The following is a 6,252-nucleotide window of genomic DNA, read 5'->3' as shown; positions in this document are numbered from 1 at the left end:
TGAAGTTAGATTCTTACGCGTTACTCACCCGTCCGCCACTGGAATCCGAAGATTCCCGTTCGACTTGCATGTGTTAGGCACGCCGCCAGCGTTCATCCTGAGCCAGGATCAAACTCTCCATGATGAATCGTTTGATTCTTTTGACTTTTTTTTGTCTCCCCCTTGCGGGTTTGACTTTTTTGTTATAGAATTGCTTCTAAACGAGGCTGTTTTACTTGGCTTTCAAACTATTGTTTTGTCTAGGTTCGAGCGTCGTTTGTTTCGCTTCGCTTTCGCTTTGCTTCAACCGCGCATTTACCAATGTATCTAACTTCCCCTAGTTTGTCAACCCCTTTTGGCAAAATTTTTTGATCTTTTTTCTATCCCTTGCTACGTAAGCTTTTCAGCTTTTAGGGGTTTTTTGGTAGTCCTTTGCTCAGAACTGTCGGTGCGGCTACTTTAGTTTACTTGTACTGAATATTCCCTCTATTTAATTTTTTATTCGGTACCTCTCGATCGCTGGGTCGATTTTGGGGTATGGTTCCTTGAGAATGTATTTTCTGAAAGGAAAGCCCTCATGTCTCGTCGCGCTGCTTTACAATCCTATTTACTGGTGCGTTTACTCCTAGCTCCCTTGATGTTATGGACAATCGTGACGGTGGTTTTTCTGCTGATGCGTGTTGCTCCCGGTGATCCCACGGATGCGATTTTAGGCAACCGCGCTCCTGAAAGTGCCAAAAATGCCCTAAGAGAACAGTTAGGACTGAATAAGCCCCTATTTTTCCAGTATCTAGACTATATTTTCAATCTCATGCGTCTCAATTTAGGAGACTCTTTAACCAGTAAGGGGGTGACGGTATGGGAGATTATCGCTAAACATTTTCCAGCGACGGTGGAACTAACTTTTTATGGGATGCTGATTGCAGTGATAGTGGGAGTCGGATTGGGAATTATCACCGCTTCCCGTCCCAATACTCCCTTAGACGCGGGGGGACGTTTATTTGGACTGATAACCTATTCCTTGCCGATTTTTTGGGTAGGAATGCTCTTACAGCTAATTTTTGCGGTACAGTTGCGCTGGTTTCCTTTGGGGACTCGTTTTCCTTTGAGTGAAACTCCACCCCAGACAATTACGGGTTTATACACCCTTGATAGTCTGATGACTCTGCAACTAGATAAGTTGCCCACAGCTTTGTATTATCTGGCCTTACCTAGTTTTACTCTCGGCATTCTTTTGAGTGGGATTTTTGAGCGGATGGTGCGAGTTAATCTGAAACAAACTTTGCAAGCGGACTATGTAGATGCGGCAAAAGCAAGAGGAATACCAGAAAAAACGATTATGATCGGCCATGCGCTGAAAAATGCTCTAATTCCCGTAATTACTGTCTTAGGATTAACTTTTGCGGCTCTTTTAGGTGGTGCAGTCTTGACGGAAGTTACTTTTTCTTGGCCGGGTTTGGGAAATCAGTTATATCGGGCGATTTCTCTGCGCGATTACCCAACAGTGCAGGGATTAATGGCCTTTTTTGCGACAATAGTGGTTTTTGCCAGTATTTTGATCGATCTAATCAATGCTTATGTTGATCCTCGCATCCGTTATTAATCAGGGAGAGGGAATTATAAATTATGAAGTGGGGGAGAAGAGAAAGAGGAGAGGGAGTTTTAGCATTTGTACTAATATTAATTTCTAATAGTCGTAACTAACATCTGAAAGCGCGATTCCGCTCTAAGATAGGAATTGCCCTTTGGCATAATCAAATAATATTGAATCCGTTCTTGATTTTATTTGATCGCTGCACCGATGTGTTTTAAAATCTGCAAAACTCTATATAGTTCTTCTCTGGAAATAAAGGGAGCAAATATCCTAGACAGGGCATAATCATGGACATTAGCTCTCAATTTGACCAATAAAATATCATCTCCATTGGTGACGAGGGCAAAGCTAGGTTTTTCTGGCCAGGGATTAGCCATCAAATAGGCTAAGGTTTGCGGTAAGACAGTCCAAACCGATAGGGCGGTTTTTTTTGATTCTACAATTACCACCCAAAACTGATTTAACCAGACTAACACATCGATTCTACCCGATAGTATTTCTTCCCCATCATGGACAGTTAAGCTTACCGATTCCTCTGCGGGTACGCAAAAGGGCGGATCGTAAAAACCCGCAATCGCTAGTAGGGGAGAAACTAACAATAAAGTCACGGTTCCTTCTAATAACTGTCCCGTCGATCTTTGATATAAATACCTTTGTCTTACTTTATCTAAACTCTTTTTTTCATGGCTAGATAGGGACAGTAAATCACTTTGCTATTCGGGAAAAAACGCCCCATCTTCTGTTAAAGAGAGATTAAATCTTGTCTCGGCTAGGGCAATAGTTGTGATAGCTTCGATAATGGCACTCGACATAAAAATTAGCTCACCAATCTAGATAAAATTTCTCGATGAATTAAAGCTCGATCGATTAAAAAATGTTTACGATCGCTGGTTAATCCCTCTCCATTGGCATAAAAATTAATCCAAGTGTTACTAATATCATTAACTGCCTCTGGTAACTGATCTAATTCCCAACCCAGCATCGGTACTTCGGCAATTAATCGCGACACTTTCGGATCATAACTAAGGGCAAAACAACGACAATCTTCTGCCGCGGCCATAATCAAACTATGAAAGCGCATTCCGATCACCATTTCTACCCCACGAAATAAGCCTTTTAACTGTCTTGGATCCTCTAAACTAATGATTTGATGATTTTCCCTTAATTGACGGGCTACAGCTTCACAGAGGGGCAAATCCCGCGACTTTTGAAAAGGGACTAAGAGAATAAACGCCCCCGTACTGGTCTGCAAATCAATTAAAGCTTGGGTTAATTTATCTAATTTTGCCGGGGTTAATAGGGGATGGGGACGTAAATTGACGGCGATTCTTGGGGCGGGTAAATCCGATAATCCCTTGACTGATTGAGCGTCTAAAGCCCATACTGGATCGGGGGCAACAATGGGACTAATACCCCAATTGGCGACTAAATGAGCCGAAGTATCATCGCGCACAGTAACTAAACTACATTGTTGCAAAACTTTTTTGGTTAACCAACGGGTAAACGGTCTATTTAATGGACCAATTCCCTGGCCCCAAGCAATAGTTTTTAAGCCCAATAATTGAGCAAGAGCCATTAAACCACCGTAATAAATTGGACTGGCAAAACTGGTGACATCCTGCATTAAACTGCCGCCACCCCAGATAAATATATCGGCTTTTTTAAGAGTTTTAAAAACTTGCCACCAATCCCGACTAGGACAGGTTTCCACTCCATAACGTTGACTGGTTTCTCTGGGATTATTTGACAAAACAATAGGTTTAATTGCTGAGGGTAACATCTGCAATAGAGACACTAATAATGCCTCATCTCCTCCGTTTCCTCTCCCATAATATCCACAAATTACTGCACGCATATATATATCAGTTATCAGTTATCAGTTATCAGTTATCAGCCAGAAAAAGGCAAGATTCAAAAGGCAAAAGTATGGTAAATTTGTCCCCTGTCTCCTTTGTCCGCTTTGTTACTTTTTCCTTTAAAAATGTCCCTTAGTTTCTTAAGTTATGCCGTCAGCTACAAGTTAGCAGTGACCAGTTTTATTAGATTGCAGTGATCAGTTTATCTATTTTCTTATTCCCACTCATAACTAATAGCTTAAACCTGATCACTGTTTACTGATAACTGATCACTGATTTAGTCGTCCATTTGCCAGGGTTCGGTGATGTTGTTTTCATCGAGGATATTTTTTGCTCTTAAAATCAAGACTAATTCCCCTAGTATTGTGACATCAGGGGAACTATCAAACCATTGTAAAAAGACAGAATTATCCCTCTCCACTAGATAATAATTGTTCCCATCCCATTCGGCAAAAACTCGATCGATCACTAATAACACTTCCTCGGATCTGGTGGCAATCGATCGAGGTAATTGATCGCTAGGCCATAAAATAGCTACAGGATCGATCGCTTTGAGAATTGCTTGCCAACCGGGGAGAGGCACAATCGTTTGTTTATCCCCCACCGTTACCAGTCGAAAAGGTTCCTCGACGCTCAGACTTTCTGTGCATTTTATATCAGTTACCGTCACCGGAAATCTTCCTACTAAAGGAATAATTCGGGCTAATTCGTCCTCATCCTGTAAACGATGGACGGGCAGCAACGGTGCGCTACGGGTGGGAGTAACGGTAAAATCTTGTAGTAAGGACTCGATCGCCTGTCTAGCCGAGTCAGAATGGGCAAATTTCAACCCTTTAGCGATTAATTTCGCTCTTTCGGCTAAATCTCGCTTTTGTTTGCCCCGTTTCCAACACTGGTAAGCGATCGCATCTCCAGGATGACGGGTAAATTCACTGGGAATCTGGGATAAACGGGAAAAATCCTGGATAGCCTTGGCGATATCGTGTGCTTCAGCCACTTCAATCCTTTTTTCTGCCGCTAATTTCGCTGCCCCCAATCTTTGTTCTTGGTTGAGAATCCGTAATTCGTATAGCACATCACTGCGCGGCCCGACGTAGTAACTTAATAAATCTTCATCTGCTCCTGCTTTGATTAAACTCTCAAAAACTTGGGCAGCGACAATAATTAAATTTTGTTGGGCATTTTGAAAACCGGTTTGTTCAAAAATTAACTGGGAATCGTAGCCAGCTTTTTGCAGTTTTTGACATTTTTGCCCCCAATTCACCCAATTTCCTTCCTTATGAAGCAGCGAGCGCATTAATTCGGTCGCTTCCGTTTCGCTGATTCGATCATCTGTACTGCGAGGCTGTTCTGTCATAGACAACTTGATCAAGCTACAATAACTAAAATTTATCTAATCCCTCAAAAATCTTCAATAGCAATTAAGGTTAACAGGATAGACTAGATAGTAACAGGATAGCTGACAATCACCCCCTTCGTACCTGTTAGGGCAAGTTTATCTTCAATGTCTAGATTAAGAGTTAATGGAAGCATTCCCCCCTCGTCCACAACTAACCCCGGTCAAAGGACGATGAAAACCAAGCGTCACCCCAAAGATAGCGCCTTGGGTTTAGTCTCTACCCTCAGCTTTCCGGCGATCGTCGGGACGGCGGATATGATGCTAAAATCGGCAGAAGTTACCCTTGTGGGTTACGAAAAAATTGGCGGTGGTCACTGTACTGCGATCGTGCGTGGTAATATTGCCGATGTGCGGTTAGCAGTGGAAGAAGGGGCAAAAACCGCCGCACAGTTCGGACAATTGGTATCTAAATCGGTTATTCCCCGACCGATGCCCAATTTAGAGGTAATTTTCCCAATTGGTAGCCGTTTAGCCGAAATTGCCCAAAGTCAACGGGGTTTCAGCAAACTGAGCAATATGTCGATCGGTCTCTTGGAAACCCGCGGTTTTCCCGCTATGGTGGGGGCAGCCGATGCCATGTTAAAATCGGCCGATGTGCAGTTAGCTTCCTACGAAACAATTGGGGATGGTTTGTGTACGGCCATTATCCGGGGTTCTGTCGCTAATGTGGCCGTGGCCATTGATGCGGGAATGCGGGAAGCGGAGAAAATCGGTGAACTGCACGCGGTGATGATTATTCCCCGTTTATTGGAAGATTTAGAACATACTCTACCGGTGGCCAGCTACTGGTTAGAAACCCCCGAACCTTTACCGATGTTGTTACCCAATACTGTCCGGGAAAAACAACGGGAATTGGTCGCTTTACCGGAATTGGAAAAAACCAAAATACCAATTCGTCGCCAAGAAATGCAGGAAAAAGTGTTAGAAGAAGTGATTCCCGTGGAAGTTATCACCGATGAGGACAGTTATTAATTTTTATTTTCAGCTTTGCTCCTGTGCTGCTAAAAGTACAGGAGCAAAGGGTTGAATTAGGGTTTGCGGGAAAAAGTTTGTTGGTGGGTGTGGATTTCCAGGTAAAAAATCTTTACAGAAGCCCCCGACAATTAAACGAATCGAATAATTATAAATTTTTGTCAAGGGGTGCGGTCAGATCGAATAATCGTCGCTAGAATGAGCCTAGTTGTCAGAAATTTGGTTAAACAAGGTTTTTGGCAATATACTAATCTAGCTAACACGCTTTTGGGCGTGATGTAGGGAAACTTCTAGCGATCACGCCTAAATGAGGTGATATGCCAAAAGTTTCCGTATAATATATAGTTAGCTGACTTATTAAGTTTATGAAAGGAAAACACACATGACTGCTGAGCAGAATATATCAACTGGCAAAATTACGGCTTTGATTGGTGTAGTTTCTTCTGTAATCA

At 42.7% G+C, this 6,252-nt stretch carries 5 protein-coding genes and 1 rRNA gene; 2 read left to right on the top strand and 4 right to left on the bottom strand.

Translation table 11 applies throughout. From position 1 onward, the window contains the following. Window positions 1–124: ribosomal RNA gene (locus ACOCD9_RS08925) — 16S ribosomal RNA — on the bottom strand; the annotation flags it as partial. Window positions 125–556: 432 nt separating this feature from the next. Between ACOCD9_RS08925 and ACOCD9_RS08920 the strand changes: the two genes are divergently transcribed. Beyond that, on the top strand, window positions 557–1,582 hold the full coding sequence (locus ACOCD9_RS08920) for an ABC transporter permease (RefSeq protein WP_287700656.1): 1,026 nt from the start codon (window positions 557–559) through the stop codon (window positions 1,580–1,582). A 179-nt stretch (window positions 1,583–1,761) separates the two neighbouring features. Here ACOCD9_RS08920 and ACOCD9_RS08915 read toward each other — a convergent pair whose 3' ends face one another. The 3 genes from ACOCD9_RS08915 to raf1 form a co-directional block, all read right to left on the bottom strand. Continuing rightward, window positions 1,762–2,181 (bottom strand): hypothetical protein, encoded by a 420-nt coding sequence (locus tag ACOCD9_RS08915; RefSeq protein ID WP_287671426.1) that lies wholly within the window; start codon window positions 2,179–2,181, stop codon window positions 1,762–1,764. 209 nt (window positions 2,182–2,390) lie between these two features. After that, window positions 2,391–3,428 carry a polysaccharide pyruvyl transferase CsaB gene (gene csaB, locus ACOCD9_RS08910; RefSeq protein WP_419547136.1) on the bottom strand — a complete coding sequence of 346 codons (1,038 nt, stop codon included), beginning with the start codon at window positions 3,426–3,428 and terminating at the stop codon, window positions 2,391–2,393. A 278-nt stretch (window positions 3,429–3,706) separates the two neighbouring features. Further along, window positions 3,707–4,786, bottom strand: coding sequence for a RuBisCO accumulation factor 1 (gene raf1 / locus ACOCD9_RS08905; protein ID WP_287700652.1), 1,080 nt, complete (start codon window positions 4,784–4,786; stop codon window positions 3,707–3,709). A 213-nt stretch (window positions 4,787–4,999) separates the two neighbouring features. Between raf1 and ACOCD9_RS08900 the strand changes: the two genes are divergently transcribed. Then, window positions 5,000–5,800 carry a carbon dioxide-concentrating mechanism protein gene (locus ACOCD9_RS08900; RefSeq protein ID WP_002775137.1) on the top strand — a complete coding sequence of 267 codons (801 nt, stop codon included), beginning with the start codon at window positions 5,000–5,002 and terminating at the stop codon, window positions 5,798–5,800. Window positions 5,801–6,252 lie beyond the last annotated feature (452 nt).

Source organism: Microcystis sp. (genome assembly GCF_048564745.1).
GTDB lineage: Bacteria > Cyanobacteriota > Cyanobacteriia > Cyanobacteriales > Microcystaceae > Microcystis > Microcystis ichthyoblabe_A.
Note: the sequence above shows the minus strand (reverse complement) of the source record. Positions and strands in the feature narration are given on the sequence as shown.